Origin of the sequence: Streptomyces sp. TSRI0107, assembly GCF_001905845.1 — a bacterium.
Taxonomy (GTDB): Bacteria; Actinomycetota; Actinomycetes; order Streptomycetales; family Streptomycetaceae; genus Streptomyces.
In genome coordinates this window covers 648,696-674,692 of sequence record NZ_LIVZ01000004.1, presented here as the reverse complement: position 1 = coordinate 674,692, position 25,997 = coordinate 648,696, and the positions used below count along the sequence as shown (strand labels likewise).

The 25,997-nt window shown below is 70.9% G+C and carries 25 protein-coding genes and 1 pseudogene; 18 read left to right on the top strand and 8 right to left on the bottom strand.

Annotated features, from left to right (window positions below; translation table 11 throughout):
* Positions 1 to 77: 77 nt before the first annotated feature.
* Complete coding sequence (locus AMK31_RS13525; protein ID WP_073940688.1) at positions 78 to 848, top strand: CDP-alcohol phosphatidyltransferase family protein; 771 nt, start codon at positions 78 to 80, stop codon at positions 846 to 848.
* On the opposite strand, the gene AMK31_RS13520 is transcribed toward AMK31_RS13525, so the two are convergent.
* Complete coding sequence (locus tag AMK31_RS13520) at positions 787 to 1,548, bottom strand: TioE family transcriptional regulator (RefSeq protein ID WP_073940687.1); 762 nt, start codon at positions 1,546 to 1,548, stop codon at positions 787 to 789. The genes AMK31_RS13525 and AMK31_RS13520 overlap by 62 nt on opposite strands.
* A gap of 80 nt (positions 1,549 to 1,628) precedes the next feature.
* On the opposite strand from AMK31_RS13520, the gene uvrA reads away from it, so the two are divergent.
* On the top strand, positions 1,629 to 4,067 hold the full coding sequence (gene uvrA, locus AMK31_RS13515) for an excinuclease ABC subunit UvrA (RefSeq protein ID WP_073940686.1): 2,439 nt from the start codon (positions 1,629 to 1,631) through the stop codon (positions 4,065 to 4,067).
* Between the two features lie 69 nt (positions 4,068 to 4,136).
* Here the strand turns inward: uvrA and AMK31_RS13510 are convergent, their stop codons facing one another.
* Complete coding sequence (locus AMK31_RS13510; protein ID WP_073940685.1) at positions 4,137 to 5,171, bottom strand: DUF11 domain-containing protein; 1,035 nt, start codon at positions 5,169 to 5,171, stop codon at positions 4,137 to 4,139.
* A 344-nt stretch (positions 5,172 to 5,515) separates the two neighbouring features.
* Here AMK31_RS13510 and AMK31_RS13505 point away from each other — a divergent pair, with 344 nt between their 5' ends.
* Genes AMK31_RS13505 through AMK31_RS13495 form a run of 3 tightly spaced genes read left to right on the top strand, consistent with a single transcriptional unit; the run spans position 5,516 to position 7,963 of the window.
* Positions 5,516 to 6,181: a DUF4097 family beta strand repeat-containing protein gene (locus tag AMK31_RS13505; protein ID WP_073940684.1), complete on the top strand. Its 666-nt coding sequence runs from the start codon at positions 5,516 to 5,518 to the stop codon at positions 6,179 to 6,181.
* Between the two features lie 34 nt (positions 6,182 to 6,215).
* A complete protein-coding gene (locus AMK31_RS13500; RefSeq protein ID WP_073940683.1) occupies positions 6,216 to 7,175 on the top strand; it encodes an ATP-binding cassette domain-containing protein in 960 nt (319 codons plus the stop codon).
* Positions 7,172 to 7,963: an ABC transporter permease gene (locus tag AMK31_RS13495; RefSeq protein WP_073940682.1), complete on the top strand. Its 792-nt coding sequence runs from the start codon at positions 7,172 to 7,174 to the stop codon at positions 7,961 to 7,963. Before AMK31_RS13500 ends, AMK31_RS13495 begins: the two co-directional genes overlap by 4 nt.
* 476 nt (positions 7,964 to 8,439) lie before the next feature.
* Here AMK31_RS13495 and AMK31_RS39155 read toward each other — a convergent pair whose 3' ends face one another.
* Entirely contained in the window at positions 8,440 to 8,865 is a 426-nt protein-coding gene (locus tag AMK31_RS39155) for a DUF7848 domain-containing protein (RefSeq protein ID WP_079186821.1), read from the bottom strand.
* A 153-nt stretch (positions 8,866 to 9,018) separates the two neighbouring features.
* Between AMK31_RS39155 and AMK31_RS13485 the strand changes: the two genes are divergently transcribed.
* On the top strand, positions 9,019 to 9,930 hold the full coding sequence (locus AMK31_RS13485) for a helix-turn-helix domain-containing protein (protein WP_107468602.1): 912 nt from the start codon (positions 9,019 to 9,021) through the stop codon (positions 9,928 to 9,930).
* Positions 9,884 to 10,000 (top strand): annotated as a pseudogene (locus AMK31_RS41500) (DUF397 domain-containing protein); the annotation flags it as partial. The gene AMK31_RS13485 and the pseudogene AMK31_RS41500, both read left to right, overlap by 47 nt.
* On the opposite strand, the gene AMK31_RS13475 reads toward AMK31_RS41500, so the two are convergent.
* From AMK31_RS13475 to AMK31_RS13465, 3 genes are all read right to left on the bottom strand, one after another.
* Positions 9,972 to 11,120 carry an MFS transporter gene (locus AMK31_RS13475; protein ID WP_073940679.1) on the bottom strand — a complete coding sequence of 383 codons (1,149 nt, stop codon included), beginning with the start codon at positions 11,118 to 11,120 and terminating at the stop codon, positions 9,972 to 9,974. The pseudogene AMK31_RS41500 and the gene AMK31_RS13475 sit on opposite strands and share 29 nt — an antisense overlap.
* A gap of 91 nt (positions 11,121 to 11,211) precedes the next feature.
* Complete coding sequence (locus tag AMK31_RS13470) at positions 11,212 to 11,808, bottom strand: TetR/AcrR family transcriptional regulator (RefSeq protein WP_073940678.1); 597 nt, start codon at positions 11,806 to 11,808, stop codon at positions 11,212 to 11,214.
* Positions 11,809 to 11,817: 9 nt separating this feature from the next.
* A complete protein-coding gene (locus AMK31_RS13465; protein ID WP_073940677.1) occupies positions 11,818 to 12,462 on the bottom strand; it encodes a TetR/AcrR family transcriptional regulator in 645 nt (214 codons plus the stop codon).
* Positions 12,463 to 12,549: 87 nt separating this feature from the next.
* Here AMK31_RS13465 and AMK31_RS13460 point away from each other — a divergent pair, with 87 nt between their 5' ends.
* The 3 genes from AMK31_RS13460 to AMK31_RS13450 all read left to right on the top strand — a co-directional run bounded on the left by AMK31_RS13460 (position 12,550) and on the right by AMK31_RS13450 (position 16,007).
* Entirely contained in the window at positions 12,550 to 13,119 is a 570-nt protein-coding gene (locus AMK31_RS13460) for an LppU/SCO3897 family protein (RefSeq protein WP_143204233.1), read from the top strand.
* On the top strand, positions 13,116 to 14,939 hold the full coding sequence (locus AMK31_RS13455; RefSeq protein ID WP_073940675.1) for a serine/threonine-protein kinase: 1,824 nt from the start codon (positions 13,116 to 13,118) through the stop codon (positions 14,937 to 14,939). The genes AMK31_RS13460 and AMK31_RS13455 overlap by 4 nt, the downstream gene beginning before the upstream one ends.
* A gap of 96 nt (positions 14,940 to 15,035) precedes the next feature.
* Positions 15,036 to 16,007: a DMT family transporter gene (locus AMK31_RS13450; RefSeq protein ID WP_073940674.1), complete on the top strand. Its 972-nt coding sequence runs from the start codon at positions 15,036 to 15,038 to the stop codon at positions 16,005 to 16,007.
* On the opposite strand, the gene AMK31_RS13445 is transcribed toward AMK31_RS13450, so the two are convergent.
* A complete protein-coding gene (locus AMK31_RS13445) occupies positions 15,904 to 16,785 on the bottom strand; it encodes a LysR family transcriptional regulator (RefSeq protein ID WP_073940673.1) in 882 nt (293 codons plus the stop codon). The two genes, AMK31_RS13450 and AMK31_RS13445, sit on opposite strands and share 104 nt — an antisense overlap.
* A gap of 1 nt (position 16,786) precedes the next feature.
* Positions 16,787 to 17,134, bottom strand: a complete 348-nt coding sequence (locus AMK31_RS13440) for a PLD nuclease N-terminal domain-containing protein (RefSeq protein ID WP_073940672.1) — start codon at positions 17,132 to 17,134, stop codon at positions 16,787 to 16,789.
* A gap of 88 nt (positions 17,135 to 17,222) precedes the next feature.
* Between AMK31_RS13440 and AMK31_RS13435 the strand changes: the two genes are divergently transcribed.
* The 8 genes from AMK31_RS13435 to AMK31_RS13395 all read left to right on the top strand — a co-directional run bounded on the left by AMK31_RS13435 (position 17,223) and on the right by AMK31_RS13395 (position 25,969).
* Positions 17,223 to 18,680 (top strand): menaquinone biosynthesis decarboxylase, encoded by a 1,458-nt coding sequence (locus AMK31_RS13435; RefSeq protein ID WP_073940671.1) that lies wholly within the window; start codon positions 17,223 to 17,225, stop codon positions 18,678 to 18,680.
* Positions 18,677 to 19,582, top strand: a complete 906-nt coding sequence (gene mqnP, locus AMK31_RS13430; protein ID WP_073940670.1) for a menaquinone biosynthesis prenyltransferase MqnP — start codon at positions 18,677 to 18,679, stop codon at positions 19,580 to 19,582. Before AMK31_RS13435 ends, mqnP begins: the two co-directional genes overlap by 4 nt.
* An 86-nt stretch (positions 19,583 to 19,668) precedes the next feature.
* Positions 19,669 to 20,553 carry a nucleic acid/nucleotide deaminase domain-containing protein gene (locus AMK31_RS13425; protein WP_073940669.1) on the top strand — a complete coding sequence of 295 codons (885 nt, stop codon included), beginning with the start codon at positions 19,669 to 19,671 and terminating at the stop codon, positions 20,551 to 20,553.
* Positions 20,550 to 22,193 carry a hypothetical protein gene (locus AMK31_RS13420; RefSeq protein ID WP_073940668.1) on the top strand — a complete coding sequence of 548 codons (1,644 nt, stop codon included), beginning with the start codon at positions 20,550 to 20,552 and terminating at the stop codon, positions 22,191 to 22,193. Before AMK31_RS13425 ends, AMK31_RS13420 begins: the two co-directional genes overlap by 4 nt.
* Before the next feature lie 139 nt (positions 22,194 to 22,332).
* Positions 22,333 to 24,048, top strand: a complete 1,716-nt coding sequence (locus AMK31_RS42410; RefSeq protein ID WP_079186820.1) for a nucleic acid/nucleotide deaminase domain-containing protein — start codon at positions 22,333 to 22,335, stop codon at positions 24,046 to 24,048.
* A 3-nt stretch (positions 24,049 to 24,051) separates the two neighbouring features.
* The gene (locus AMK31_RS13405; RefSeq protein ID WP_073940667.1) at positions 24,052 to 24,636 is read left to right on the top strand and encodes an SUKH-4 family immunity protein; all 585 of its coding nucleotides are present in this window, start codon (positions 24,052 to 24,054) and stop codon (positions 24,634 to 24,636) included.
* 145 nt (positions 24,637 to 24,781) lie between these two features.
* On the top strand, positions 24,782 to 25,456 hold the full coding sequence (locus AMK31_RS13400; RefSeq protein ID WP_073940666.1) for a UbiX family flavin prenyltransferase: 675 nt from the start codon (positions 24,782 to 24,784) through the stop codon (positions 25,454 to 25,456).
* Positions 25,457 to 25,513: 57 nt separating this feature from the next.
* On the top strand, positions 25,514 to 25,969 hold the full coding sequence (locus tag AMK31_RS13395; RefSeq protein ID WP_073940665.1) for an Lrp/AsnC family transcriptional regulator: 456 nt from the start codon (positions 25,514 to 25,516) through the stop codon (positions 25,967 to 25,969).
* Positions 25,970 to 25,997 lie beyond the last annotated feature (28 nt).

Sequence of the window (25,997 nt, the reverse complement as noted above, 5' to 3'; positions counted from 1 at the left end):
CGTCCGGCGGTCTGTAACCTGAGCCGATCATCGCCGCGCACAGAGCGGCAGTCGGGGTCCCGTCGGGAGGAACGTCCATGGTTGCTGCTCCGGTGCTTCAGGAGCTGCGCGAGGTGTGCCAGCCGCACGCGAAGCTGGCGAGCCGCAACGGCGAGCACTGGGCGGGCCGCCTGTACATGCGCAGGATCTCCCTGCGCTTCACCCGGCAGCTGGTGCGCACCCCGGTCACCCCCGACCAGCTGACCTGGACGATGGTCGTGTGCGGGGTCGCCTCCGGGGCGGCGCTGATGATCCCGGGACTGACGGGCGCCGTCCTGGCCGCCCTCATGATGCAGCTGTTCCTCCTCTTCGACTGCGTGGACGGCGAGGTCGCCCGCTGGAAGGGCCAGAACAGCGCGACCGGCATCTACGTCGACCGCCTCGGCGCCTACCTGGCCGACGCGGCCCTGCTGGCGGGCGCCGGCTACCGGGCCGCCGAGTCCGGCCTGGGCGGCTGGCTGTCGCTGGGCATCGCCACGGCCCTGGGCGTCGTTCTCCTCAAGGCGTCCACCGACCTGGTCGACGTGGCGCGCGCCCGGCGCGGCCTCGCGGTCGCCGACGACGAGGCGACCCGGCCGCGCTCCCAGGGCGTGGCGACGGTACGGCGGGTGGCCGCCGCGTTCAGAATCCACCGCGTGACGAACGGCATCGAGGCGTCCCTCGTACTGCTGGCCGCAGCCGTCGCGGACACCGTCCTGGGCGGCGGCGTGGAGGTGACCCGCTGGGCGCTGGCCGCGCTCGCGGTCATCACCTGGCTGATGGTCCCGGCCCACCTGCTGTCGATCCTGGCGTCGTCGCGGCTTCGCTGAGCACGTCCAGATAGCCGTACAGGCGGCCCGCACCTTTGAGCATCGCCCGGGTGCGGGCCGTCAGTGTCTCGCCGCGTGCCGCGACCGCCGCCCGCAGGGCCTCGCTGCTGCCCTCCCGGCGCAGCCCCTCCAGCACCGGGCGGATCTGGTCCAGCGGGTAGTGGCTGCGGCGCAGCGTGTGGATCAGCCGGGCGTCCCGCACGTCCACGGGCCGGTACACGCGGTACCGCGTGCCGCGCTCCCGCTCCGGGGTGACCAGCCCGGCCGCCTCCCACACCCGCAGCGCCGACGTCCGTACGCCGATCAGCGCGGCGACCTCGCCGATCCGCAGTCCGCCGCTGGGCAGTTCGGCCGGTTCCCGCCCCGCCAGTGTCTCCAGGGCCTGGCGCGCGGCCTCCAAGGCGACGCGTTCCGCGTGCAGCGCGGCGTGCGCGGCGTCCACGAGAGCGAGGGCACGCGGCACGTCACCGGCGTGCACGGTCTGCATGATCCTGGCGGCGCCGGTCGTCCCGTACCCCTTCGACAGCGCCCGGTAGGTCAGCAGCGCCTGCCGGTGGACGGGCGCGAAGGTGCGGTGGCCGGTCTCGGTGCGCGTGGCGGGCGGGAGCACCCCCGCGTCCTCGTAGTTGCGGATCTGCTGGGTCGACACCCCGGCGAGACGGGCCAGGTCGACGGGCCGGAGCCGCTTGTCTGAACTCACGGATTTGAAGGTTACGCGGCCCGGCGACGGCAGTCTCCGGCAAAAGTCCCAACAAGGACTTCAATGGAAGACTTGAAGCCATGGACGACTCCATTCACGTCACGGGTGCCCGTCTCCACAATCTCAAGAACGTCTCCCTCTCCCTCCCCAAGAACAAGCTGGTCGTCCTGACCGGCCTGTCCGGCTCCGGAAAGTCCACGCTCGCCTTCGACACCCTCCACCGGGAGGGCCAGCGGCAGTACATGGAGTCGCTGGGCATGGTCACCGGCTTCGTCAGCAAGCCCGCCGTCGACTCGATCACCGGCCTGTCCCCGTCCATCAGCGTCGACCAGCACCACACCAACCGCAGCCCGCGCTCCACGGTCGGCACGGTCACCGAGGTCTTCACCTACCTCCGCCTGCTCTGGTCGCGGATCGGCGTCCGGCCCTGCCCGTCCTGCGGCGAGCGCGTCCCGCCCGCCCACTCCTCGGCGTCCCCGTACGACGAGGACGCCGAGCCCGGCACGACGCCCTGCCCGCACTGCGGCACCGCCGTGCCCGAACCGGTGATGGGCACGTTCTCCTTCAACAAGCCGGCCGGGGCCTGCCCCGAGTGCACCGGGCTCGGAGAGGTGATCCGCGCGGACGTACGGCAACTCGTCGACGAGGAGCGGTCCGTCGCGGACGGGGCGGTCGTCAGCTGGCACCCCAAGGCGACCGAACGCAACCTCGTCCTGCTGCGGGCGGCGGCCGAGCACTACGGCCTCGCCTTCTCCGCGAACACCCCGATACGCCAACTCGCCCCGCTCACCCGGACCCTGCTCCTCCACGGCGTCGAATCCCCCGAGTTCCGCACGCACTTCCCGGACACCGAACCGCCCGCCACCGTCTCCGCCGGCCGCTTCGAAGGCGTGGCCACCGCGCTGATGCGGCGGTACGCCGAGCGGATCGACGACGTCGGGTACCGGGAGAAGACCGAGCGCCTGATGCTGAAGGAACCGTGCCGGGCGTGCGCGGGGACCCGGCTGCGGGCGGAGAGCCGGGCGGTGACCGTGCGCGGCCTCGGCATCGTGGAGGCGGCACGGCTGCCGCTGACCGAACTCGCCGCCTGGCTGGCCGGGCTGCGGGAGCAGGTGACACCGGACGAGTGGCTGTTCGTGGAACCGGTCGTCGCGGACCTCACCGAGCGGGTGCGCCGCCTGGTGGACGTCGGCGTCGGCTACCTCACCCTGGACCAGCCCACCCCCAGCCTCTCGGCGGGCGAGACCCAGCGGCTGCGCCTCGCCGCACTGCTCGGCTCCGGCCTGACCGGCGTGCTCTACGTCCTCGACGAGCCGACCATCGGCCTGCACCCGTCGGACACCGCCCGCCTCATCGACGTCCTGCGCCGGCTGCGCGACCTCGGCAACACGGTCCTCGTGATCGAGCACGACCTGGACGTCCTGCGCGCCGCCGACCACGTCGTGGACATCGGACCGGGCGCGGGCCGGGACGGCGGCCGGGTGGTCGCCGAGGGCACACCGGAGGAGGTGGCGGCGACCGAGGGCTCGGTCACCGGGGCGTACCTGTCCGGCCGGCTGCCCGCACCGGCGTCGAAGGGCCGGGGCGACGCGGTCCGCGCCCTGGTCGTCCGGGGCGCACGCGAGCACAACCTGAAGGACATCACCGTACGGATCCCGCTGGGCCGCCTGGTCACGCTGACCGGCCCCTCCGGCTCCGGCAAGTCGACCCTGCTGCTGGACATCGTCGACCGTGCCGCCCGCCGGCACTTCTACCGCGCGGGCGACGTGCCCGGCGCGAACGACGGCATCGACGGCTGGGAGCACCTGGGCAAGGTCGTCACCATCGACCAGGAACCCATCAGCCGCGTGCCGCGCTCCAACGCGGCGACCTACTCGGAGGCGTTCACCCCGATCAGGGAGGCGTTCGCGGCCCGCTCGGGCGGTCGTCTGACGGCCGGCCACTTCTCCTTCAACGTGCCCGGCGGCCGCTGCGAGCGCTGCGAGGGGGCGGGCGTGCTGACCGTGCACATGCACTTCCTGCCCGCGGTGGAGGTCCGCTGCCCCGCCTGCCAGGGCCGCCGCTTCCGCGGCGAGGTGCTGTCCGTCCGCTACGAGGGGTACGACATCGCCGAGGTGCTGGAGGCGACGGTGGAGGAGGCCCTGGACGTCTTCGCGGAGGTCCCGGCGGTCGCCACCCGCCTGCGCCGCATGGCGGACGTGGGCCTCGGCTACCTGCCCCTGGGCCAGCCCGCGACGACCATGTCGGGCGGCGAGGCCCAGCGCATCAAACTGGCGAAGGAACTGGGCCGCAGGGCCACCGCCCGCACCCTCTACCTCCTCGACGAACCGACGACCGGCCTGCACGCCGCCGACACCGCCCGTCTGCTGGACGTCCTCCAGCGACTGGTCGACGCGGGCCACTCCGTCGTGACGATCGAACACAACGAGGACGTCGTCCGAGCCTCCGACTGGCTGATCGACCTGGGGCCGGAGGGCGGGGCGGGGGGTGGACAGCTGGTGTGGGAAGGGACGCCGTAGCGCCCTGGAACGCGGTGAGCTCCCGTCCGGGCGGGACGGGAGCTCACCTCTTCCTGGGCGATGGTGCCGTCAGGGACCGTTCACGGCGAAGTTCTGGTTCGTCGTGTTCGTCGCTCCCGGGCTGTCGATGTTGTTGTTGACGGCGATGTTGTTGAACATCGGCAGGATGCCGCTGAGGTCGACCGGCAGGATCGAACCCCCGCCGCCGTCGCCCCCATTGCCGCCGTTGCCCCCGTCGCAGGTGCCGCCGCCGACCGTCGTCGCGTCGCTCGCGGTGTCCGACTGGCTGCCGCCGCCGGAGACGGTCGCGGAGTTGGTGAAGCTGCACGCCGCGCCGGACGTGACGTTGACCGTGAGCGTGATCGGCGGGTAACTCGCCCCGGGGTCCAGCTCGTCACCGCGGGTGCAGGTGACGGTGCCCGCGGCTTGGCTGCACGTCCATCCGTTGCCGGTGGCGTTGTTGTAGGTGACGCCTGTGGGCAGGGTGTCCGTCACGGTCACCGTCCCCTCGGTCGGGCCGGCGCCGGAGGCGTTGGAGACCGTGAGCGTGTAGGTGCCGGTGCCGCCCTGGGAGAAGGCTCCCGAGTGCGACTTGGCGATGGACAGCTCGGCGGGGTCGTCAGGGGGGCTCTGCGTGACGGGGCTGCAGACGGTGTCCTCGTCGGTGGTGCCGCCGCCGGCCATCCCGACGAAGCCGGTGTTGCACACCTCGCTCGGCGCGTTCTCGGTCACCTCGGCGGTGACGGTGATCGGCGGGTAGGCGGCCCCCGGGTCCAGAGCGGGGCCCGTGTAGGTGCAGTTGCCGCCCGAGCAGGCCCAGTTCGTGCCCTGCAGGCCGACGATGATCAGTCCGGGACCCGCAGGCGAGTCACCGACGATCACCGGGCCCGACGGCGTCGCGGACTCGGAGTTCGACACGGCGAGGGTGTACGTCACGAACTGCCCCTGGGAGAACGGGGCCGGCGTGTTGGCGGTTTTCTCGATGACCAGTGGCGGTTCCTGACGGGCCGTGGAAGCCGCGTCGGCGGTCGCGGGCAGTGCGAAGGTGACACCCAGGGCCACCGCGAGGCTGCCCAGGGAGCGCGCCAGTCTTCGGAGAGACATTGGATCTTCCTGTCCGGTGATGGGTGAGATCAACCGAATGGCACCACAGCGATCCGGGCAGGAACGCGCGGCAGCACAGGGAGCCCCTGCCGACTTCATCCGAACCGCCTAGCGATCCGAGTCCGCGTGGCGCGAGGTGCGTGACGCCCTCGCTGTAGCGTTCACCTCATTCTCATTGCAACGAGCCGGAATAAGGACCGTTGCATTAAATCTAAAGCCGTTGCAACGATTTCTCGCCTGTGAGCTGCGAAGACAGCAATACTTCGCAACAAGTATGTTGCCGTATCTCTGAATGCAACGTAGCGTTTCCAATGTCAGAAACGACGAGCCAACAGGAGAGCACCATGCAGAAGTTCGACACCCCGGCCGCCGTCACCGCCGTCCTGGACATCCCCGCCGGACGCATCCAGCTCATCGCCGCCGACCGTGCCGACACGACCGTCGAGGTCCTGCCGGCCAACGCCGCCAAGAGCCGTGACGTGAAGGCCGCCGAGCAGGTGCAGGTCGTCTACAGCGACGGCGTGCTGCGGATCGAGGCGCCGGAGGCGAAGAACCGGGTCCTCGGTCAGTCCGGGTCCGTCGAGGTGACGGTCCAGCTGCCCGCAGGATCGCGGGTCGAGGCGAATGCGGCCGCCGCCGAGTTCCGCGGCGTCGGGCGGCTCGGTGACGTCGCCCTCACGGGCGGCCACCGTTCGGTCAAGCTCGACGAGGCCGCGAGCGCACGCCTCGCCGCCCTCGACGGCGACGTCACGGTCGGCCGCCTCGGCGGCCCGGCGGAGATCAGCACCCAGCGGGGCGACATCCAGATCACCGAGGCCGTCCGCGGCACGGTCACCCTGCGTACCGGGCAGGGCGGCATCTCGGTCGGCGCCGCTCGCGGAGTCTCCGCCTCCCTGGACGCCGGCACCGGCTACGGCCGCGTCAGCAACACCCTCAAGAACGACGGCACCGCCGAACTCGACATCCACGCCACCACCGGCCAGGGCGACATCACCGCCCGCAGCCTGTAACCGCTCGCAGTCACTGAAACAGGGGGCACTTCTCATGACCAGCTTGGCCATCGCGGCGAACGGGCTGCGCAAGTCCTACGGCGACAAGACCGTCCTCGACGGCATCGACCTGGCCGTCCCGGAAGGAACGATCTTCTCCCTTCTCGGCCCGAACGGTGCCGGCAAGACCACCGCCGTGAAGATCCTGTCCACGCTCATCACCGCCGACGGCGGCGAACTGCGCGTCGGCGGCCACGATCTCGCCGCCGACCCGCAGGCCGTGCGTGCCGCGATCGGGGTGACGGGGCAGTTCTCCGCCGTCGACGGCCTGATCACCGGCGAGGAGAACATGCTCCTCATGGCCGACCTGCACCACCTGTCCAAGCGTGAGGGACGCCAGGTCGCCGCCGAACTGCTGGAACGCTTCGACCTCACCGACGCCGCGAAGAAGCCCGCCTCCACCTACTCCGGCGGCATGAAGCGCCGCCTGGACATCGCCATGACCCTGGTCGGCAGCCCGCGGATCATCTTCCTCGACGAGCCCACCACCGGCCTCGACCCCCGCTCCCGCCACAACATGTGGCAGATCATCCGCGAACTCGTCACCGGCGGCACCACCGTCTTCCTCACCACCCAGTACCTCGAAGAAGCCGACGAACTCGCCGACCGCATCGCCGTCCTCAACGACGGCAAGATCGCCGCCGAAGGCACCGCCGACGAACTCAAGCGGATCGTCCCCGGCGGACACGTCCGCCTCCGCTTCACCGACCCGACCGCCTACCACCACGCCGCCGCCGCACTGCGCGAAGCCTCCCGCGACGACGACTCCCTCGCACTCCAGCTGCCCAGCGACGGCAGCCAGCGCGAACTGCGCTCCATCCTCGACTGGCTCGACTCCGCCGGCATCGAGGCCGACGAACTCACCGTCCACACCCCCGACCTCGACGACGTCTTCTTCGCCCTCACCGGCGGCCCCGCCGTCATCCCCGCCCAGTCCAAGGAGGACATCCGATGAGCTCCCTCTCCCTCGCGCTGCGCGACTCGTCCACGATGCTGCGCCGCAACCTCCTGCACGCCCGGCGCTATCCGTCGCTGACGCTGAACCTGCTGCTCACGCCGGTCATGCTGCTGCTGCTCTTCGTCTACATCTTCGGCGACACGATGAGCGCGGGCATCGGCGGCGGCGGTGGCGGCCGCTCGGAGTACATCGCCTACATCGTCCCGGGCCTGCTGCTGATGACCATCGGCAGCACCACCATCGGCACCGCGGTCTCCGTCTCCAACGACATGACCGAAGGCATCATCGCCCGGTTCCGCACCATGGCGATCCACCGCCCCTCGGTGCTCGTCGGGCACGTCGTCGGCAGCGTGCTGCAGTGCGTGATGAGCGTGATCCTCGTCGGCGCCGTCGGCGTGGCCATCGGCTTCCGCTCCACCGACGCCACCGCACTGGAGTGGCTGGCCGCGTTCGGACTGCTCGTCCTCTTCGCCCTGGCCCTCACCTGGATCGCGGTCGGCATGGGCCTGGTCAGCCCCAACGCGGAGGCCGCCAGCAACAACGCGCTGCCGCTGATCCTGCTGCCGCTGCTGTCCAGCGCCTTCGTGCCGGTCGACTCCATGCCGGGCTGGTTCCAGCCGGTCGCCGAGTACCAGCCCTTCACCCCGGCCATCGAGACTCTGCGCGGCCTGCTCCTCGGCACCGGGATCGGCCACAACGGATGGCTCGCCGTCGCCTGGTGCCTGGGCCTCGTGATCCTCGGCTACTTCTGGTCGACCTCCAAGTTCGACAACGACCCGAAGTAACCGCGATGGCGACGCGGGCCACTTCCCGCAGACTCGTCCCACCCCCCGGGGCGGCGTACACCGACATCCCGTCGGAGTACGCCGCCCCGTTCTCGTGAGGTAATGGGAAACTTCGGGCCACCCCCAACCCCCACCCATCCAGGCACCGTTCCAAGGGCTCCTCCCCCCGGCGTCCCAAAACTTCCAATCAACCACCCACCCGCCTTCAGCCGCCAAGCCCACCCGGCGTGCCGCCGCCGCGCTGACGCGCCTCCTGCGCAGGGCGCAACTCAGCCCACGGTGCCGGAAACCGGCAGAGGGCCACCGTCTTTCCGGGCCGTCCGCTCGCTTCTCACCCGTGCTGGAGCGAGCCGAGTCAAGGGTGGCCCGGAGGGCCATCGCCGAAGGCGACGCGGAACGCAGCGCAGCGGAGTGAAGCGCCCTTTACTCGGCTCGCGGAAGCACGACTCTGGCCAAGAAGCGGGCGGCCCCTGCCGTCACTGTCTCTCGAGTACGGCATAGTCCGCGAAGCTGCGCCGGTAACGCAGGTGGCAGGTCTCCTGGGTGTGCTTGCGCTGCCACTCCTCGACGTCCGCCGGATGAGCCCGCGGTCCCGACGCCGCCCCGCAGTCCGCCTCGTCCCCCGAGACGCAGTACGCCTCGTACTCCGGCTGCGCGGACGGGTCCTGGAAGATCGTGTACGGCACGAACCGGAAGAGGCGGCGGCCCGTCGACCGCTCGTTCGCCGCTCTCACGCCGGCGCTCAGCCGTTCCTCCGGAGTGGCCGCCCTGATCCTCGCCGGGTCCGCCTCCCACTCCCGGCCGCCGCCGACGGGGCGCAGCAGCGCGTACGGGCCGACCCTGGCCTGGAATGCACCGACCTTGCGCGTCTGCGGGTCGTACACGAGCGTTCCCGGTTCCATCCGTACACCTTTCGTGACTCTGGGTGTATCGAGCGTCGCGGACGGGAACAGCGGCAATCAACGCTGGACGCGTGCGACTGGCTGTTTGGCACGGAGGGGGAAGCGGTGACCAGGCGGAACGCGGAGGGGACCTCCGGTGCGACGAACGCGGAGATGTTCGGCGAAGTGCTGCGCCATTTCCGGGAGATGGCATTGCTGACGCAGGAGCGGCTGGCGAAGGAGGTCTACTGCGACCGGTCCCATGTGGCGCGGGTCGAGGCGGGGGCGCGGGTACCTCAGGACACGTTCGCGAAGAAGTGCGACGAGGTGCTGGGTACGGGTGGGGTGCTGGCGCGGCTGTGGGCGAAGGTGGACTGGTATCCGCAGGTGGAGCATCCGGACTGGTTCCAGCGCAGGGTCGACATGGAGGCGCAGGCGCTGGCCTTGCGGGAGTACCAGGAGTTGCTGGTGCCCGGCCTGTTGCAGACTGAGGACTACGCCCGAGCGTTGTTCAGCCGTCGGGGCAGAAGCGCCGAGAAGGTGGAGTCGAGCGTACGGGCCCGGCTCAGCCGACAGCAGCGGTTCCTTGCGGACGACGGCCCGATGTACGCAGTGATCCTGGACGAGAGTTGCCTGCGCACCGTGGTCGGGAGCCCCGAGATCATGAGGGACCAGTGCGCCCATCTGCTGAGCGTCGGCCGACGTCCCAACATCCGCATCCAGGTGGCCCCGGCCGGCCTTCTCGGACTTGTCCGGCCCCGCATTTCCATGTCTCTCATGGAGCTGCCCGGCAGCCGGTGGGTGTACTCCGAGTCGTTGGACCGGGGCCATTTCAGCAATGATCCGGCCGTCTACGCGGGCCATAGCCAGACCTATGATGTGCTCAGGGCCGACATCCCGTCAGCTCGCGAATCCGCCGCTCTGATCAGCGACGCGAGGGAGGGGTTCGAGCACCATGAACAGGTACGACCTGAGCGCGGCGACCTGGGTCAGGAGCAGCTACAGCGGCGACAACGGCGGCAACTGCGTCGAAGCGGCCCCCGACTTCCCCTCCGCCGTCCCCATCCGCGACAGCAAAACCCCTGACGGCCCCGTCCTCCTGATATCCCGCACCGCCTGGGCGGAGTTCACCGCCTCGCTCGCAGATCTCGCATGAGCGCAGGCGCAACCGTCGCCAGCCCCGCCACCGCCATCCCCGCTCCCAACCACAGCGGCGCCCGCAACCCCCACCCCTCGATCACCACGGCGCCCAGCGACGAGCCGAGGATGATGCCGAGGGTGATGAACGACGAGTGGACCGTGTTCACCAGCGGGCCCGCGTTGCCCGCGCGCTGGACTCGGGTCACCATCGCGGGGTTCATGGTGACGCCCACGAGCCCGATGCCCAGCATGCAGACGACGGCGGGGAGGGGCGCGTCGGCGAGCATGGCGAAGCCGGTGAGGAAGAGCAGGTTCAGCAGCAGGCCCGCCGCGAGTACCGGCAGCGTGTGCCGGTCGGCGAGCCGCCCGACGACGGTGTTGCCGACGACGGTGGCGGCACCGTAGGCGATCAGCAGGACCGGCACCGTGCCGGTGGAGAAGCCGGTGACCTCGGTGAGGATCGGGTTGAAGTAGCTGAACGCGGAGAACGTCGCGCCGATGATGAGCGTGCTGGTGGCCAGCGCCGGCAGCAGCCCCGGCCGCCGGAAGACGCGCAGCTCATCGCGTAAGCCGCCGCCGGCCTCCGTGGGGGCGAGGCGGGGGACGCCGAGCAGGGTGGCCGCCGCGGCGACGACGGTGATGAGGGTGATCGCCCAGAACGCCGCCCGCCAGCCCCAGCGTTCGCCGATCAGCGTGGACAGCGGCAGGCCGAGGAGCGTGCCGAGCATGAGGCCGTTCATGGCGACGGCGATCGCGCGGCCCCGCGCTTCGGGGCGGGTGAGCTGGGCGCACAGCGATATGCCGACGCCGAAGAAGGCCTGGGAGGCGATGCCGGTGATGATGCGCGCGGCGAGCATGACGCCGTAGCCGGTGGCGGTCGCGGCGAGGACGTTGCCCGCGAGGAAGACGGCGAAGAGGACCATCAGGGCCGTGCGCGGCGGGAGTTTCATCAGGGCGACGGTGAGGAAGGGGCCGCCGGCCGCCATGGCGACGGCGAACGCGGTGATGAGGTAGCCGATCTGCGGGACGGTCGCGTCCAGTCCGTCCGCCATCTGCGGCATCAGCCCGGCGACCACGAACTCGCTGGTCACCATGGCGAAGATGCCGAGCGCGAGGACGTACACGGCTCGGGGCACGGGTGGTCTCCTTGACTTGGTCAACATGGTTATGGATAGCTCAGTACAAAACTTGCTCATGAAAAGAAGCGCCAGCGGCGCGGTGTGCTTCTCAGCCTGTGAGCGCGTCCATCGTCACCTCGGCGATCGCCTCCAGCGTCGCCCGGTCGGCGCCGCCCTGGCTGGAGACGCGCATGCCGCCGATCGCCGCGTTGACGAAGCGGGCGAGGGAGGCGGAGTCCCGGGGTGAGGTGATGCTGCCGTCGCGCCGGCCGGCCTCCACGGCCGCGCGCAGGGCCGCCAGGCGGCGGGCCGTGTCGCGTTCCAGCAGTTCTGCGGCGCGGTCGTCGCGGCCGGCCAGTTCGACCGTGGTGTTGACGGTGAGGCAGCCGAGGCTGCGGCCGCCCGCGCGGTGTTCCGTCTCGCCGTCCACCACCCAGGCGAACAGGGCGCGGACGCGTTCCGCGCCGCTGAGCCGGGTGTCCTCCAGGAGGGCCAGCTGGGCGGTCGTCATGGTGTCGATGTAGTGGGCCAGCGCGCGTTCGAACAGGTCGTGCTTGCTCTTGAACGTGTTGTAGATACTGCTGCGGCCCAGTCCGGTGGCGTCGCACAGGTCCTGGGTGGAGGTGGCTTCGTAGCCCTTCTCCCAGAACGTGCGCATCGCCGCGTCCAGGGCTCGTCCCTCGTCGAAGTTCCGTGGTCGGGCCATGAGGCGAGACTACGGTTTTGGATCGGACGTTTCAATAGCGCGTGGTTCGACGGCGGGCGCTTCCGCGGCGATGGACCGCCAGATCCGGTCCGGCAGTACCCGCATCGCCTCCTCGAGGTCGGCGTCGTCCAGGCCGGACAGCCGGCGCCGGGCCGTCGCCACGATGGGCCCCAGGACCAGGGACTCCATCAGGGCCTGGGGCAGTGGCGCCACCTCGCCCGAGTCGACGTGCGTCTGGATCCACAGCCCGAACGCCGAGACGCGGGCCTCCTGGGTGTCCCGGAGTTCCTTCGCCTGGGTAATGGTCCGGCGGTCGGCCCGCGAGGAGTGGAGCAGGCGGGAGGCGGCCGGGTGCTTCTGCACGAAGGTCAGGTACGTCCGGGTGAGCGCCCGGATGCCGGTGCGGGCGGTGCGGGTCTGCTGGAGCGCTCCCAGCAGCTCGCCGAGCAGCTCGTCCAGCCAGCGCCGCGTCAGCGCGTCCAGGAGGCCGTCGATGCTGCCGAAATGGTGGTAGAGGCTTCCGAGGCTGACCCCGCTCGCTCTGGTGACGGCGCTCACGGTCAGCCCCTGTTCGCCCGCCTCCGCGTAGACGCGCAGGGCGGTGTCCAGGAGGACTTCGGCGGTCGCCGCACCTCGTTGCTGCTTGGGGCTCATGTCGTGCAGGGTAGATCACGTGAATTTCTAGAATCAGTTTCTAGAAAGATCTTCCAGTACTACCTCTCGCTGCACCACACTGACGGCATGTCACAAACAGCGCAGCAGTCCGGTGCGGGGGCTCGTGGCCGCCTTGCGGTGGTCGCGGTCGCCGGGGCCGTGCTCTTGACCGTCGGCTGCACCAGCCAGACGAACGACGACAGCAGCAACTCGTCCTCCGATTCCTACGCGACCTCCTCGCCGTACGACCCGTACACCGAGGACCCCTCCACGGAAGATCCGTATGCGGAGGACACGTACTCGGATGACTACGGCGACTCCGGGGGCTACGACGACTCCGACGATTCGTACGAGGACCCCTACGCGGAGCCGTCCGAGACCGAGGAACCCGACCCGTACACCTCCGGCACCTGCCTCAACGGCGAGCTGCCGAACTCCACCACCGCCCAGAGCGTCAGCAACGTCGACGAGGTCGACTGCAACGCCTCCGACGCGCACTACAAGGTCATCGAGTCCATCCCCATGACCTCCGACATGAGCCGCTGCAACGACAACCCGCAGACCCAGTACGCCTTCTCGTCCCGCTACACCCTCAACGGAGTCACCGTCAGCGAGTACGTGTACTGCCTCGTCGGACTCGGGGCGTACGCCCGATGAGCGGTGCTCCCGGAACCGAGCCGCTGGGGGACGACGACCCCCGGCGGATCGGTCCGATCCCGCTGCTCGGACGGCTCGGCGCCGGCGGCATGGGGCGGGTCTACCTCGGCGTGCACGAGGGCCGGTACGCCGCCGTCAAGCAGTTGCTGCCCTCCGTCGTCGGCGAGGACAAGGACTTCGTACGGCGCTTCGGGCACGAGCTGGACAACCTCGCCCGGCTGCCCGGGACGGCCACCGCGCCGCTGCTCGCCAGCGACCGGGACGCCACGCCGCCCTGGTTCGCCACCGCGTATGTGCCCGGACTGACCCTGCACGAGGCCGTCGCCCGGCACGGCGGTCCGCTGCCCGTGCGGGCCCTGTGGGTGCTGCTGCGGGAGGCCGCCTCCGCGCTGACGGCGGTGCACGCGCTGGACATGGTGCACCGGGACCTCAAGCCGTCCAACGTCATGCTCACCCTGGACGGCGTCACCCTCATCGACTTCGGGGTCGCCCGCGCCGCCGAGCAGAGCCAGCTGACCCGCACCGGCATGGTGGTGGGCACCCCCGCCTACATGTCCCCCGAGCAGGCCTCGGGCGCCCGGCGGCTCACCGGGGCCGTGGACGTCTTCGCGCTGGGGTCCGTCGTCGCGTTCGCCGCCAGCGGGCGCCCGCCCTTCGGCGACGAGTCCGGGCACGGGGTGCTCTACCGGATCGTGCACGAACAGCCCGACCTCGCGCCGCTGCGCGAACTCGACGCCGACCTCGCCGAGGCCGTCGCGTCCTGCCTGGACAAGGACCCGGAGGGCCGCCCCACCGCCGCCGAGCTGCTCGAACTCGCCGAGGCGCACGGGCCCTTCGAGGCGCCGCCGTGGCCGGAGTCCATCACCGGACCGCTCGCCGAACGCGCCGGCTTCGCCGCCGGCACGCCCGACCCCGGCGAACTGCCCCTGCCGGACGCGCCGGCACCGGAACCGGCACCGACGCCGACGCCGGTCGTCGAAGGGCAGGGGTCCCGGCCGGAGCAGCCGCGCCGTGAGCGGCGGCGTACCCGCGTCGTCCTGGCCGTCGTACCGGTCGTCGTCGTGGCGACCACCACGACCCTCGCCCTCCAGTACCTCCCGCACACCTCCGACCCGGACCGGGACCGGGCCGGCGTCACGCCGACCGTCACGGTCTCGTCGTCGGCCGCACCCGACCCCACCGGCACCGCACCCGAGGACCGTGCGTCCGCCTCACCCGGCAAGGACAAGGGCAAGGGGAAGGACGAGGACGGCGAGGAGCGCGGCGAGGACGGCGGTGGCGGCAGCGCCTCCGGGGGATCCGGGGCCGCCGACGGCTCCGGCGTCTCCGACGACGGCGACGGCGGATCGGGCGCCGGTGACTCCGGCGGATCCGGGAGTACCGGCAGCACCGGCGACTCCGGCGGATCGGGCGGCTCCGGTTCGGACCCGGTCACCGCCGCCCCGGCCCCCGCGCCCGCCCCCGCCTCCTCCACCGGCCGCTACCGCAACGGCGACGACGGCACATGTCTCACCCAGGTCTACGGCGCCGCGAACACCGGCGGCTGCGCCGGTTCCGGCACCTCCTGGACCGTGAGCAGCACCTCCGGTGGATTCCGGCTGGTCAACAAGGAGTCCGGCGGCTGCCTGGCCGCCAACATGCTCGGGCAGGCCGTCTTCGTGAAAACCTGTGACGGCTCGGCGTCGCAGGTGTGGCGGTCCGGTTCGGGCGGTTCGCTGGTGAGCGTCGGCAACGGCGGGTGCCTCGACCTCGGGATGAACACCAACACGGTGACGTCGAACTGCGCCGGCCAGGCCTCCCAGCGCTGGTCGAAGGTGTGACCGACCTGGGGCCATCGGCGCCGCCGATGGCCCCATCGTCAGGACGCCCCACTGGCGCGTGGACCCGGGCCTTCGCCCGCTCGTAGCGTCCTGGGCATGACCTCGCAGACCTCCTCGCAGACCGCGTCGCAGCACAAGGGCACCGCCCAGCTGACCGCCGCCATGGTGCTCTCCGGCACCCTCGGCGTCTTCGTCGTCGAGTCCGGCGCCTCGCCCTTCAACGTGGTCTTCTTCCGCGTCCTGTTCGGCGCCCTCGCCCTCGGCGGCTACGTCCTCGCCCGCGGCTGGCTCAGGAACCACGGATTCACGCCCCGCACCCTCGGACTCGCCGTCCTCGGCGGGGTGTTCATCGTCTTCAACTGGGTGCTCCTCTTCCAGTCGTACGAGAACACGTCCATCTCCGTGGCGACCGTCGTCTACCACACCCAGCCGTTCTACGTGGTGCTGCTCGGCGCGCTGCTCTTCCGGGAACGGCTCACCGCCGCCAGGACCGGCTGGATCGCCGTCGCCTTCGCCGGGCTGATCCTCGTCTCCGGCGTGACCCCGGGCGACTTCGCCGACGGCGGCGGGTACCTCCTCGGCATCGGCCAGGCCCTGCTCGCCGCGCTCCTCTACGGCCTGTCCACGGTCGTCACCAAGCACATCACCGGCGTCCGCCCGCACCTCATCGCCCTCGTCCAGGTCGTCGTCGGCATCCCGCTGCTGCTGCCCTTCGCGGACTTCGGCGCGATGAGCGGGACCGGCGCCGACTGGGGCTGGCTGGTCGGGCTCGGCGTGATCCACACCGGGCTGATGTACGTGCTGATGTACGCCGCCTACGCCCAGCTGCCCACGGCCAAGATCGCCGTGCTCGCCTTCGTCTACCCGGCCGTCGCGATGGTCATGGACTGGGCGGTGTACGGCCACCACATCGGGCTCGTGCAGGCGCTCGGCATCCCGCTGATCGTCGCCGCCAGCCTCAAGGTCACCCTTGCTCGGACGCCAGCTTCCGCGCCTGCTCCAGGAACAGCCGGGCGTGCGCCGGAAGCCGCTTCCCGGACCGCCACGCCAGTTGCGTCCGAAGCGTGAACGGCGGCTCCCAGTCCAGCCGTACCAGGGAACCCCCGGCGAGTTCGGCGGCGACCGTGATCTCGGGCAGCAGCGAGACCCCGAGACCGGCCGCCGCCGCCCGTTTGGTCGCCTCGATCGTGCCGAACTCCATGAACGCCACGGGAGCCAGCGAGGTCAGCTCCTGCTCGAACAGGTCGCGGTAGGCGCAGCCCGGTTCGGTGGCGAGGAGGGACTGGGGGAGAAGGTCGGCGGTGCTGAGCGGGCGGCCGGCGAGCGGGTGGCCGGGGGCGGCGACCAGGGCCAGCGGCTCGACCGCCAGCACCTCCGTCTCCAGCCCGGCGTGCTCGGTCTCCCGCTCCATCAGGAAGCCCAGGTCGTAGGTGCCCTGGCGCAGGGCCTGCCGGGTCTCGTCGCCGATCGTCGTGCGCAGCGAGAGGCGGACCTTCGGATAGCGGTGGTGGAAGAGCTCCAGGAGCGGGGGCAGGCGGTGGTTCGTCAGCGACTCCATGGTGCCGACGGTGAGCGAACCCGCCGGCTCCTCGGCGTCCGCGACCGCCGACCGCGCCTCCTCGGCCAGCTCCAGGATCCGGCGGGCGTACGGCAGCAGCCGCTCACCCGCCTCCGTCAGCCGGATGCGGCTGCCGAGCCGGTCGAACAGCTCCGCGCCCAGCGAGGACTCCAGGGCACGGATCTGGCTGGTCACACTGGACTGGGCGTACTTCAGCTCGGCCGCCGCCCGGGTGAAGCTCAGGACGGTCGCGACCTTCTCGAAGGTGACCAGCAGCCGCAGCTCCACGTCAGGGCTCGTCCCGCTTCTTCTTGTCGCTCTCGCCCTCGCCGCCGCCGTCGTTGTCGTCGCCGTCCTTGTCGAGGGACTTCAGGAACTCCGGGTTGTCGTCCGGGGCGACCCACTGCCGCGACCGGCCGCCGCCGCCCCGCACCCCGGACCAGCCGTCGGCGGCGAGCGCGCGCTTCTTGCCGGCGATCAGCCAGGAGATCGAGCCGACCAGGGGGAACAGGAGCACGAGGATCGCCCACAGCGGCTTCGGCATGTGGCGGATGTCCTGCTCGTCCGTGCTGATGCAGTCGATGAACGCGTACACGCTCAGGGCCAGTGGCACGACGAACATCAGGACGCGGAGCATGGTGCACCCCCAGTGGAACGGCGGTCGGGACCCGCGCAGGCGGCCCCCGTGACGGGGCCAGGGTAGCCCCTCGGGGATACTTGACCCCATGGCTTACGACGATCTTCGCTCCCTGCTCAGGGCACTGGAGCGCGAGGGAGACCTGAAGCGCATCAAGGTGGAGGTCGACCCCCATCTGGAGGTCGGGGAGATCGTCGACCGGGTGAACAAGGCCGGCGGTCCCGCGCTGCTCTTCGAGAACGTGAAGGGCTCGTCGATGCCCCTCGCGATGAACGTCTTCGGGACCGACCGGCGGCTGCTGAAGGCCCTCGGGCTGAAGTCGTACGACGAGATCAGCGGCAAGATCGGCGGGCTGCTGAAGCCCGAGCTGCCGCACGGCTTCGTCGGTGTGCGGGAGGCCTTCGGGAAGCTCGGCGCGATGACCCACGTACCGCCGAAGAAGGTCAAACCGGACAACGCGCCCGTGCAGGAGGTCGTGCTGCACGGCGACGACGTGGACCTCGACCGGCTGCCCGCGCTGTTCACCTGGCCCAAGGACGGCGGCTCCTTCTTCAACCTCGGGCTCACCCACACCAAGGACCCCGAGACCGGCATCCGCAACCTCGGGCTGTACCGCCTCCAGCGCCACGACAAGCGCACCATCGGCATGCACTGGCAGATCCACAAGGACAGCCGCAACCACTACCAGGTGGCGGCCCGGCGCGGGGAGCGGCTGCCCGTCGCGATCGCGTTCGGCTGCCCGCCCGCCGTGACGTACGCCTCCACCGCCCCGCTCCCCGGCGACATCGACGAGTACCTGTTCGCCGGGTTCGTCGCGGGCAAGCGGATCGAGATGGTCGACTGCAAGACCGTGCCGCTGCAGGTGCCGGCGAACGCCGAGGTCGTCCTGGAGGGCTGGCTGGAGCCCGGCGAGATGCTGCCGGAGGGGCCGTTCGGCGACCACACCGGCTTCTACACCCCGCAGGAGCCGTTCCCCGCGCTGAGGATCGACTGCGTGACCATGCGGAAGCGCCCGCTGCTCCAGTCGATCGTCGTCGGCCGCCCGCCGACGGAGGACGGCCCGCTGGGCCGCGCCACGGAACGGTTCTTCCTCCCCCTGCTGAAGATCATCGTCCCGGACATCGTCGACTACCACCTGCCCGAGGCCGGCGGCTTCCACAACTGCGCCATCGTCTCGATCGACAAGAAGTACCCCAAGCACGCGCAGAAGGTGATGAGCGCCATCTGGGGCGCGCACATGATGTCCCTGACCAAGCTGATCGTCGTCGTGGACTCCGACTGCGACGTCCACGACCTGCACGAGGTCGCCTGGCGGGCGCTCGGGAACACGGACTACGCCCGTGACCTGACGGTCGTCGAAGGCCCCGTCGACCACCTCGACCACGCCTCCTACCAGCAGTTCTGGGGCGGCAAGGCGGGCATCGACGCGACGAGGAAATGGCCGGAGGAGGGCTACACCCGCGACGGCGGCTGGCCGGACATGGTGGAGTCCGACCCGGACACGGCGGCGAAGGTGGACCGCAGGTGGAAGGAGTACGGACTGTGAGCGGCGCGGCCTCCGCGGCGATCCCCCAGCCCGGGCGGACCAAGGCGTTCCTGCGCCTGGTGATGATCGAGCACTCGATCTTCGCGCTGCCCTTCGCCTACATCGCCTCCCTCACCGCGATGTTCCAGCTGGACCGGAACATCCACTGGGGCCGGCTGCTGCTCGTCACGGTCTGCATGGTCGGCCTGCGCACCTTCGCCATGGCCGTCAACCGGATCATCGACCGCGAGATCGACGCCCGGAACCCGCGCACCGCGCACCGGGAGCTGGTGACCGGCGCGATGTCGGTGAAGCACGCCTGGACCGGCGCGCTGGTCGCGGTCGTGGTGTTCCTGGGCTCGGCGGCCCTGCTGAACCCGCTGTGCCTGGCCCTGGCCCCGGTCGCCGTCGTGCCGATGGTCGTCTACCCGTACGGCAAGCGGTTCACGAACTTCCCGCAGGCCATCCTGGGCCTCGCCCAGGCGATGGGCCCGGTCGGCGGCTGGCTGGCGATCACCGGGGAGTGGTCCTGGGACGCGGTGATCCTCGGGCTCGCGGTCGGCATCTGGATCGGCGGTTTCGACCTCATCTACGCCTGCCAGGACGTCGAGACCGACCGCGAGATCGGGGTCCGCTCGGTCCCGGCCCGGTTCGGCATCCCGGCGGCGATCTGGGGCGCGCGGGCCTGCCACGCCGTGACGACGGGCCTGTTCGTCTGGTACGCGCTGGCGACGGACGCCGGTGCCTTCTTCTGGCTGGGCCTGCTGATCGTCGCGGGCGCGTTCGTCTACGAGCACACCATCGTCCGCCCCCACGACCTGTCCCGCCTCAACCGGGCGTTCTTCTCCGTCAACGGGTTCATCGGCATCGCCCTGTTCGCGTGCGCGCTCCTCGACCTGCTGGTGCGGGGACTGACGGTCTGAGCCGCGGGCCTGGACTGTCGGTCCGCGCGGCCCGGCGGCTAGGGTCGGTTCGGTTCCGTTCCGCCGCCTGTCTGTGAGAGGCCCCGATGCCGTCCGAGAACACGCCTCCGCCGGATCCGTCCGCCCAGCACTTCGGCCCGGAGGGCATGCGCCGCCTCGACGTCCCGGCCGCGTACGCCGGCGGGATCCCGGAGGAGGCGCGGGCGCTCCTCGCCCGTACCGGGGTACCGCTGCACGTCGGCTCGTACTTCACCGCCGCCCGCGAGACCGACGCCCCGACCCTCGGCCTGTTCGCGGGCCACCACGGGGTGACCGTCCCGGACACGATCGCCGACCTGGTGCGGCTGGGCACCGACCGGCTGGGCCAGATCTGCGTCCGCGCCGACGGGGCCGTGCAGGCGCTGTTTCTCGGCCAGTTCGGCATGGACGACCTGTACGTCAGCTCCGGCGTCGACGCCTTCAACCGGTCGCTGGCCGCGCTCGACCGCCGGATGCCCGTCATCGCCGCCGCCGAGAGCCTGCCGGTCGCCGCGGCCGCCTTCCGGGAGCTGAACGCCGAGCTGCGGTCCCTCGACCCGGCCGCGTTCGAGAACCGGGAGAGCTGGTGGCCGCGCGTCCTGGACGACGTACGCCACACCCTCAACTTCCCGTTCTCCGCCGCCTTCGAGTACGTCGACGGCGACGGGCAGAAGCAGATCGTCACCGACGCGACCGGCCCCGGCCGCCCGCACCCCGAGGAACTGGTCTGGGACCGGCTCGCCGGGCAGGGCGTCCAGCCCGAACAGGTGCGGCGCGTCTACTGCGAACTCGAACCGTGCATGATGCCGGGCCACTACTGCGCCGTCTGGCTCCAGCGGCTCTTCCCGCACGCCGAGTTCACCCACAGCTTCGACTACGGCGACACCGCCGACTCCCGCGAGGAAGGCATGAAGGAGCTGATCACGCACGCCGCCCAGCAGGGGCCGCGGTGACCGCGCCCGCATCCGGCGGGCAGCGCTGGGCACGGCCCGCCGCCGGACGCGAACCCGCCGCGGCGGCCCTGCTCGGCTGGCTCGCCGACCCGAAGGCGCCCGGCCTGTGCGTCGTCACGGGCTCCGCGGGCTGCGGCAAGTCGACGCTGCTCGCCTGGCTGGTCGGGCACGGCACCCGGCCGGGCACGGCGGCGGAACGCCGGGTGCACGCCTTCGCCCCGGCCGGCGGACTCGGCGTACGGGCACTGGCGTGGATGCTCGCCGACCAGCTGGGCGTGGCGGCGCGGACACCGGGCGAGCTGGCGCGGGCGCTGGCCGCGGACGCCCGCCGCACGGTGATCGTCCTGCCGGAACTGCACGGCGCCGCCGACCCGGAGGCGACGGCCGCCCTCGTCGACCTGCTCGTCGGGGTGAGGCACCTCCGCCTGGTCGTCGAGGTCCGCACCGGGGACACGCCCCGGCCGGCCGCCGCCGGCGACGCCGCCGTCCTGGACCTGGACGACCCCCGCTGGACGGACGAGGCACGGCGGGCGGAGTGGGAGCGGGACGGGCACGCGGAGCGCCCCGAGGCGCCGCCGGAGCAGGCGGACTCCCTGCCCGGCCTGGACGACCCGGTCGCGGTCCTCGCCGCCGACCCGTACCGGCTGACGACGGCTTACGAGACCGCCGCCGACGCGCACGGAGGGCTGCGGGACGCCTGGCTGCGCGCCGGGCAGGCGCTGGTCGCCGCTCAGCCGCCCGCGTCGCGGGCCCTCGCGCTGCGGGCCGCACTCGGCGACACGGCGGACCCGCGGCTGGCGCCCGCCCTGGACGAGGCGGCGGCGGACGCCCCGTGGCGGATGGCGTGGTCCCGGGTACGAGGTGATGTGCGGCCTCCGTGGCCGGGGCCGGCGCTCGCCCTCGCCCACACCGGCGGGCGTCTGCTGAGCTGCGACCACCAGGGCACCGTACGGGTCCTGGACGCCGGGACCGCAGCAGCCGAGGGCCGGCTGCCCGAGCCGTATCCGGGGGCGACGGCCCTGGCGGCGCTGCCCGACGGCGCCGTCCTCGTGCTGGACGCGCGGGGCCGGGTCCACGTGGACCGCGCCCTGGTGGCCCGCCCGACCGGACTGGAGGCGCTGGTCGCCGAGGACGCCGGGCCCGCCCAGGAGGAGGCGGCGAAGGCACTGGCGGAGGCCTGCGAGGCGACGGCGCTGGCGACCGGCCCGAGCGGCCTGGCCGCGGTGGGGGACGCCGGCGGCACCGTGCACCTGCCCGCCGTCACCCGCTCCGCCCGTCTGCACGAGGGCCGGGTGACCGCCCTGACGGTCTGTCAACTGCCGCCTTCGGACGTCCCGTTGCTGTACAGCGGCGGCGTGGACGGACGGGTGCGGGCCTGGGGTCCGGGCGGCGATCCGCTCGCCACGCCGGTCGTGGAACGCCCGTGCGCGGTGACGGCGTTGAGTGCGCGGTACGTCGCCGAGACGGGGCCGGTGCTGGCGGTGGCCTGGTCGGACGGCCGGGTGGACCACCACGTCCTCGACACCGGGGTACGGCGCTCCTTCCGGCCGGGCCAGCCGGTGACGGCCGTCGCGGTCACGCCGGAGGGCGGCATGGTCGTCGGCACCGCCGAGGCCCTGGTGGCCCTGCGCCCCGTCTGATCCCCGTACCGGGTTCTTCACAAGGGTGTCGCAACCGCCCGCCGCTCCCTTGCGCCCATCCCGGCGACCGTCGTTATGGTCTTTGCTCGCGCTGAAAGTCCCTTGTGGGAAAGAGGACTTCGACGGGAGGAGTGCGGCGATGGGTTACACGATCCCGGGTTGGCTGGACGAGATCCTGGACTTCATCGGGATCAACTTCCCCAACGTCGACGAGGACGACTACCGCGAGATGGCCACGGCCATGCGCGACTTCGCCGACAAGTTCGAGGGCCACGGCGGCGACGCGCACAAGGCGTTCGGAAGAATCCTTTCCTCGTCCGAGGGATGGGCCGTCGACGCCATGGAGAAGCACTGGGCCCATGTGAAGGCCGAACACCTCGACAAGATTCCCGAGATCGCGAGGCTGTTCGCGGACGCCTGCGACGTGGTCGCGGACATCATCTTCGGCATGAAGCGCAAGGCCGAGGTCGAACTCGCCGTCATGGCCGGGTCGGTGGGCATCTCGCTGGGACTGTCGGTCGTGACCGGCGGTCTGTCCGCGCTGATCGGGGCGGCCGAGGTCGCCGCCATGCGGCAGCTGGTGAAGCGGATCATCGACGAGGCCGTCGACCGGATCGTGGAGGAGCTGACGACCCGGGTCACCGAGCCGGTCACCGCGAAGCTGGAGAAGCTCGCCGAGGACGCCGTGCTGGATCTGGTGGAGGGCGCGTTCCAGCTGCCGCCCGGGGAGGGCGGCGGCGACGGCAAGAAGGGGCCGGGCATGCAGCTGGCCTCGGCCGGCGGAGGAGGCGGACCCGGCGGGGAAGGCGGCTACAAGAAGCTGCACATCGACCACGTCGAGTTCGAGGACGGGGCGGGGAAGGTCGCCGCGCACGGGGGAGAGCTGAGCCTCGCGACGGCCACGCCGTTCGCCAAGGCGAAAGGCTCCTTCGGTAAGACCAAGGGCAAGGACTCGTTCACCGCCGCCTTCGACGGGGTGCTGGAAGGCGCGCTGAACGGTGCCGAGAAGGCGGTCAAGAAGATAACCAAGCATGTCACCGAGACCGTCCCCGACAAGGTCAAGGCCACGTCCAAGACGCACAAGGGGAGCGACCTGGACGTCGGGCACGACGCCCAGAAAGTCAAGACGAACGGCAAGGGAGGCGGGGACGACACCCCGATGTACCTCCTCAACCACGACGGCACGGTCGAACGGCTCCATGCGGACGGCGGCAAGCCGACCAGAATGAAGGGCGACGAGGCGGGCCTCCCCGACTTGGTCGGGGAGGACGGCAAGGTCTGGCGATACCGCGCCACGGTGGACAAAGGGGATAATCCCTACGGTCTCAAGCCGGACCCTGACAATCCCAAGGTCGAGTCGAGGCGGCTGAAGCCCCACGAGAAGAGCGAACTGGCCTACGCCACACAGTTGGCGCGCTACTCCAAGCAGGATTACAAAGGCGGCAACTACGCCGCGGCCCATTACGTCGACTCCAACGGCAATTCCTTCATTTTGGTCGGGCACAGCAAGGGCGTGCACTCGGAACGCACCATCGGCTATCCGGTGCTCAGGGACGGAAATCCAGACGGGCTCGGACCCCTCTATACCGAGCGACAACCGTGCCAGGCCGCCAGCTCATGGTGCGACCAATGGCTTGCCGAGCACTTCAAACAAGACATGGACGTGACGCACTCGCACAAATACGACCAGACACCGGGTCCGGACGGCAAGACCGACCCCAAGAAGGACGAAGAGCACAAGACGTACCGGTTGAACCTGCGTGACTGGCACGAGAAACACGGCCTCGGCCATGGGATGATGACCGAAGCGGACGGCGCGGTCATGGAAGCCGCCCGCAAAGCCAAGAAAGGGTGATCCGTGATCTTCGATCTTGATCACGAGAGCTTGACCGACGTGGTCGGAGAGGAGAACGTGCACCTGCTGCCGCAAAGCACCGCGGAGCAGTACGGTTTCACCGGAGAGACGCTGGGATTCCTCACGGAGGTGGGCATTCCGTCGTCCGAGGAGTGGGAGCTGCCGTTCGGACTTCCCGCGGACTTCGATCCCGAACTCCTGTGGGACCGCGCCTCGCGGGAGCAGCGGGGGTGGACGTTCCCGGCCGGCGTGAAGGCGGTCGTTCCCATCGGGAATTTCCCGGTCAACGCTGTGGTGATCGATCCGGGGACGGGAGTGGTGTACCAGTACACCGATGCTCTTCAGGAGATCGTTCCCATTCACCGGGACCTGTCCTCCCTGGCCCGAACCCTGACCGCTTTCGTCGGCTACATCGAGTCCTACGAACAGGCGGACGGGGAAACCCCCGAATGGGAGGACGCGCGCCGTCAGCGAGAAGTCGAGACGCTCCTGGCGGACATCAAGCAGGTCGACCCGTTGCCCTTCGCCCACGAACTGAGCGAATGGAACGAACTCTTCGAGAACCTGTCGACAGGTGTCTACACCTGATCCCACTCCGTTCGAGTACGAGCGAGTACGAGCGAGTACGAGGAATTCCCGTGGAATGTGATCCTGGAGGAACTCGAAAGCGGCATCTGGTGAGCTCGGCGCCCCCGGCCTGAACATCGCCCGGCCCGCCGGTAGGCTCGGGGGTGTGAACGCAGGAGAAACGCAGCGCGCGCCTTGGATCGTGGGGGTGTCCGGAGCGTCCGGGACGCCCTACGCCGCCGCGGTGCTGCGTGCGCTGCTGGACGCGGGGGAGAGCGTCGACCTGGTGGTCAGCCGGGCCTCACGGCTCACCCTGCTGGACGAGACCGGGATCTCCTTCCGGGACGCGCACTGGCGGGACGACCTCGGGGAATGGCTGGCGCGGGGAGCCGACGGGAAGCCGGACGCCTTCCGGGCCGACCTCGACGCGGTGCGGTACTGGAACGCCGGCGACCTGGCCGCCGGGCCGTCCTCGGGCTCGTACCCGGCCAAGGGCATGCTGATCGTGCCCGCCTCCACCGCGTGCGTCGCCGGAGTCGCCCTCGGACTCTCCAAGGACCTGCTCCAGCGGTCCGCGAGTGTCACGCTGAAGGAACGGCGGCCCCTGGTGGTCGCCGTGCGCGAGGCGCCACTGAGCGGACAGACCCTGCGGCACCTCGTCGCCCTGGACGACGCCGGCGCCTCCGTCGTCCCCGCCTCGCCCGCCTTCTACGCGGGCGCGACGCACATCCAGGACCTGGTCGACTTCGTCGCGGGACGTGTCCTCGACGCTGTCGGCGTCCCCCACACTCTGTACCGCCGCTGGGAAGGGGAACTCGGCGGCGGCTCCCGCAACGACTGACCCCCACACGCTCGTTTCTCGGATCTCAGATTTCTTCAGCGGAAGGCTTCGAATCGCATGGACGCGGTGGACAGGCAGCTCATCCAGGCCCTGAGGGAGAACGGCCGGGCCTCCTACGCGGAGCTGGGACGCCTCGTCGGCCTGTCGGGACCCAGCGTCACCGACCGCATCAACCGGCTGGAGGCGGCCGGTGTCATCACCGGCTACCGCGCCACCGTGAACGCCGCCTCGCTCGGCCTCGGTGTCACCGCCCTGGTCGGCATCTCGCTCTCCGACGCCGCCGACCACGAGGACGTGGCACGCCGGCTGAAGGACCTGCCGGAGATCGAGGACTGCTGGTTCATCGCCGGCGACGACTCGTACATGCTCAAGGTCCGCGCGACCGACGTGGACGGGCTGGAGCGGATCATCCGCCGGCTGGGCGGCACCAAGGGCGTCTCCCGGACCCGTACCACCATCGTGCTCTCCACCAAGTGGGAGAACCGGGTGGGGGAGTTGCCGGAAGAGGCGTAGGCGTACGGTTTACGAAGTCTGTCTAGGA

Excerpts from the sequence above, each read along its gene's own strand:
- AMK31_RS13525 (WP_073940688.1), top strand. The coding sequence starts at position 78 with ATGGTTGCTGCTCCGGTGCTTCAGGAGCTGCGCGAGGTGTGCCAGCCG.
- uvrA (WP_073940686.1), top strand. The coding sequence starts at position 1,629 with ATGGACGACTCCATTCACGTCACGGGTGCCCGTCTCCACAATCTCAAG.
- AMK31_RS13510 (WP_073940685.1), bottom strand. The coding sequence starts at position 5,171 with ATGTCTCTCCGAAGACTGGCGCGCTCCCTGGGCAGCCTCGCGGTGGCC.
- AMK31_RS13505 (WP_073940684.1), top strand. The coding sequence starts at position 5,516 with ATGCAGAAGTTCGACACCCCGGCCGCCGTCACCGCCGTCCTGGACATC.
- AMK31_RS13500 (WP_073940683.1), top strand. The coding sequence starts at position 6,216 with ATGACCAGCTTGGCCATCGCGGCGAACGGGCTGCGCAAGTCCTACGGC.
- AMK31_RS13495 (WP_073940682.1), top strand. The coding sequence starts at position 7,172 with ATGAGCTCCCTCTCCCTCGCGCTGCGCGACTCGTCCACGATGCTGCGC.
- AMK31_RS39155 (WP_079186821.1), bottom strand. The coding sequence starts at position 8,865 with ATGGAACCGGGAACGCTCGTGTACGACCCGCAGACGCGCAAGGTCGGT.
- AMK31_RS13485 (WP_107468602.1), top strand. The coding sequence starts at position 9,019 with ATGTTCGGCGAAGTGCTGCGCCATTTCCGGGAGATGGCATTGCTGACG.
- AMK31_RS13470 (WP_073940678.1), bottom strand. The coding sequence starts at position 11,808 with ATGGCCCGACCACGGAACTTCGACGAGGGACGAGCCCTGGACGCGGCG.
- AMK31_RS13465 (WP_073940677.1), bottom strand. The coding sequence starts at position 12,462 with ATGAGCCCCAAGCAGCAACGAGGTGCGGCGACCGCCGAAGTCCTCCTG.
- AMK31_RS13460 (WP_143204233.1), top strand. The coding sequence starts at position 12,550 with ATGTCACAAACAGCGCAGCAGTCCGGTGCGGGGGCTCGTGGCCGCCTT.
- AMK31_RS13455 (WP_073940675.1), top strand. The coding sequence starts at position 13,116 with ATGAGCGGTGCTCCCGGAACCGAGCCGCTGGGGGACGACGACCCCCGG.
- AMK31_RS13450 (WP_073940674.1), top strand. The coding sequence starts at position 15,036 with ATGACCTCGCAGACCTCCTCGCAGACCGCGTCGCAGCACAAGGGCACC.
- AMK31_RS13440 (WP_073940672.1), bottom strand. The coding sequence starts at position 17,134 with ATGCTCCGCGTCCTGATGTTCGTCGTGCCACTGGCCCTGAGCGTGTAC.
- AMK31_RS13435 (WP_073940671.1), top strand. The coding sequence starts at position 17,223 with ATGGCTTACGACGATCTTCGCTCCCTGCTCAGGGCACTGGAGCGCGAG.
- AMK31_RS13425 (WP_073940669.1), top strand. The coding sequence starts at position 19,669 with ATGCCGTCCGAGAACACGCCTCCGCCGGATCCGTCCGCCCAGCACTTC.
- AMK31_RS42410 (WP_079186820.1), top strand. The coding sequence starts at position 22,333 with ATGGGTTACACGATCCCGGGTTGGCTGGACGAGATCCTGGACTTCATC.
- AMK31_RS13395 (WP_073940665.1), top strand. The coding sequence starts at position 25,514 with ATGGACGCGGTGGACAGGCAGCTCATCCAGGCCCTGAGGGAGAACGGC.